The sequence below is a fragment of the Halanaerobiales bacterium genome (assembly GCA_035270125.1).
GTDB lineage: Bacteria > Bacillota > Halanaerobiia > Halanaerobiales > DATFIM01 > DATFIM01.
Genome location: DATFIM010000230.1, coordinates 1 through 3,270 on the forward strand (window position 1 = coordinate 1; position 3,270 = coordinate 3,270).

At 30.0% G+C, this 3,270-nt stretch carries 3 protein-coding genes; 1 reads left to right on the forward strand and 2 read right to left on the reverse strand.

Annotated elements, in window-relative coordinates; genetic code table 11:
* Both VJ881_11410 and VJ881_11415 read right to left on the reverse strand, forming a co-directional pair.
* On the reverse strand, positions 1-1,566 hold a 1,566-nt coding region (locus tag VJ881_11410), incomplete at its 3' end, for an ankyrin repeat domain-containing protein (GenBank protein HKL76662.1).
* A 19-nt stretch (positions 1,567-1,585) separates the two neighbouring features.
* Positions 1,586-2,722, reverse strand: coding sequence for a CBS domain-containing protein (locus VJ881_11415; GenBank protein HKL76663.1), 1,137 nt, complete (start codon positions 2,720-2,722; stop codon positions 1,586-1,588).
* A 128-nt stretch (positions 2,723-2,850) separates the two neighbouring features.
* Between VJ881_11415 and VJ881_11420 the strand changes: the two genes are divergently transcribed.
* Positions 2,851-3,069, forward strand: coding sequence for a hypothetical protein (locus tag VJ881_11420; protein ID HKL76664.1), 219 nt, complete (start codon positions 2,851-2,853; stop codon positions 3,067-3,069).
* Positions 3,070-3,270: the final 201 nt, after the last annotated feature.

Below are 3,270 nucleotides of genomic sequence, written 5' to 3' on the forward strand. Positions count from 1 at the left end.
ATATTCACCCAGATCTTCATTTAACTTTTCAGTTTCATTCATAGCATCAAAAACTTCTAAAGCCTTTAATATCGCAAAAACTCCAAGATAGGTATTGCGATTTTCTTTATCATTAATTGCCTTACTTAATACCACTACTTCCCCTACCAGAAAACCTGTACCTTTCGGCCACCAGTTTTCTGCATAAATATGACCTGCTGAAGGAATAGTAGCTGCCCAAACAGCTGCAGTATTTTTATCTTTTAAATCAAGTAAATCTTTTCGCTGTTTATTAGGTTCCAGATAATTTAGATCCCAGTAAACTTCTGTATCTTTTAATGCTTCATTTTTTTCTAAAAAATCCACTACTCTTCTACCACTATTATCTCGGGCAATAGGATTAACTCCTTTTTCTAAAAGCATTCTAATAATCTCTGAATTAGAATTATATTGAACAGCTTCCATCATTAAAGTCTTTCCTGTATATGTCTTAGTCTCCAATCTTGCTCCATGAGCTATTAAAGTTGAAATAACTTCTGGATTTGTTCTATAGCGAACTGCATAAAAGAGAGCTGTTTTACCCTGATCATCTCTTAAGTTAACTCTACTCCCTCTATTAAGTAAATAACGAATGATTTTTAAATCATTTTCTTTTACTGCATACATTAAAGGAGTTATACCGCGATTATCCTGTGAATTTATTTTAGCTCTATTTTCTAAAAGATAATCAAATTTATCTCTATCATTTACATATTGAGCTGCATAACTTAAAACATTTCTTCCATTTCCATCTTCATAATTTAAATCAGCTCCATTTTCTTTTAGATCCTTTAAAATACTTAAACTTCTATTTTCCATTAAAGCAAATTGAAAAGGAGTTATTCCATTATCATCTCTTATATTTACATCTGCTCCATTTTCTAATAATAACTCAATCGCATTATTTCTTCCCTGAGAAATTGCATCATAGAGAATAGTTCTTCCTTTTTCATATCTAATATTGAGATTTGCTCCTCTATTTATTATCATTCTAAAAATGGTGTAATCATAATTTCGATATCCATTTGCAAATAAAAGTTTTAAAGAAGTTTCCCCTTTATCATTTTTTACATTAACTCTGGCTCCACTTCTAAGAAGAATTCTTACTGCATCTATTCTCCCTCTATCAACTGCAAGTAAAAGAGCTGTATTACCTTTACTATTTTGAATATCAATATCTCTTCCCAGATAGGTTAAAAGCTCAATAATAGCTGGATTTTCATTATAAACTGTAGCATACATCAAAGCTGTCCATCCATTTTCTGTACGATAATAAGGGTTTGCTCCTTCATTTCTGAGTAAAACAATTGCATCACGATGAGGATTGCTTTTGGCAGCTGCTAAAAAGGGAGTCATCCCATTTTCAGCAATTTGATTAACTTCTGCTCCTTCATCTATAGCTTCCAGTATCTTTTCGGCAGGTGCATAACTACAAAGTTCTATAAAACTTTCCTCTGTATCATTTTCCTCAGCCATAATAGGAAAACTAAAAGCTAAAGTTAAAATAATTAAAAAGGTGGTAATCACCAAAAATTTTCTCTTTTTCATTAATCATACCTCCATTAATTTATTTTTTTATTCTTTCATTTTCTTCTATATCCATTTTTAATTCCTGCAACTGAAAACCTTTAATAATATCAGTTCTGGTTATAATTCCAACCAAGTTATCTTCTTCATCGACAACCAATAATCTCCCTATATCTTCTTTTGAGATTATTTTTAAAGCATCATAGATTTCATCTTCAGGATGAACTTTTTTTATCTCATCAGACATAATCTGTCTTACCTTTTTCATCCCATGTTCTTCTCTTTTTACCTTTTTTATATCTTCCATAGTTACCATACCTTTAAGATGATTATTATCCACTACAGGATAACCTGAGTGTCTTTCTTCAAACATTTTTTGTAAAAGTTGAGATAAAAATAATTCTCCTGAAACTGTTTTTACTTCTCTTGTCATCAAATCCTTTACCTTCAAACCAGCCAATCCTTTTTTTATCATAGTTTGTTGATATTCCTGAGAACCGGCCATAAAAATATAAAAAGCAATAAAAATGAGTATAAAATTACCAGATAAAAATCCAAAAATTCCAATCATAAAAGCAATTATTTTCCCAACCTGAACTGCAATTCTGGTAGCTTCCAGATAACTTTTTCTCTTTGCTATTAAAGCCCTCAAAACTCTACCTCCATCAGTTGGGAAAGCAGGTATTAAGTTAAAAACACCAAGGTAAATATTTATCTGCCCTAAAAAGAAAAAAACAATTTTTAGATCAGCTAATGTATCATAAGAAAAAATACCAGAAAATTTTAATAATAAATATCCAAAAACCAGACTGAAAACAGGACCTATTAAAGCCATTAAAGCCTCATCTGTAGAATCCTCACTAATCTCTTCCATCTGGGCTACTCCACCTAAGAGCATAAGGGTAATATCATTGATCTCCATTCCCCTTTTTCTAGCCACAAATGAATGAGCAAGTTCATGTAAAGCAACACTAACAAAAACTAAAACAGCAATAATCAAACCCAAGAGATAGGGATTTAAAGATAAACTTGTATTTGTTAAACCCATATATCCTAAAAAACTTTGAATATTAGTTCCAAAAATCCAGGCAAAAAAGGGTAAAATTATTAAAAAAGTAAAATGAATTTTAATGGGAATCCCGGCTATCTCACCAATTTTAAAAGAGCCTCTAAACATTTAAAATCCCTCCCCTGAAAACTATATTTTCCTTTGATGTGATAAGAATATCAGAAAACGTAATTATTTTCAATTAATTTTTAATATGTTATAATTATTTTAGATTAAATTAAAGAGGAGTGAGAACTATGCCAACTGAAAAAATAGTAGTTTTGGAAAATGAATTTGAAGCTGGCTTAATGGAAGATATATTAAATGAAAGAGATATACCTTATGTTATTCAATCTTATGTAAATGGTCCTTATGATGGTATCTGGAAATCTCAAAAAGGTTGGGGCCATATTGAAGCAGATCCAGAGTATAAAGAAGAAATTCTGGAGGTATATAGAGAAATAAAAGATGATTAATATATCATTTTTCTCATAATACCGCTCCATTATTAAGTATAGACTTTTTCAGGAGCACTAAAATTCGAAAATGATATATTAATTCTACCGTAAAAACCTATAAAAAATAAATTCAACTAATTTTATAATATTCTAAGAAAGGAAGATATAATGAGCGATATAGCAAATAATCTTGAATTTAAATATCTAAATAATAATAAA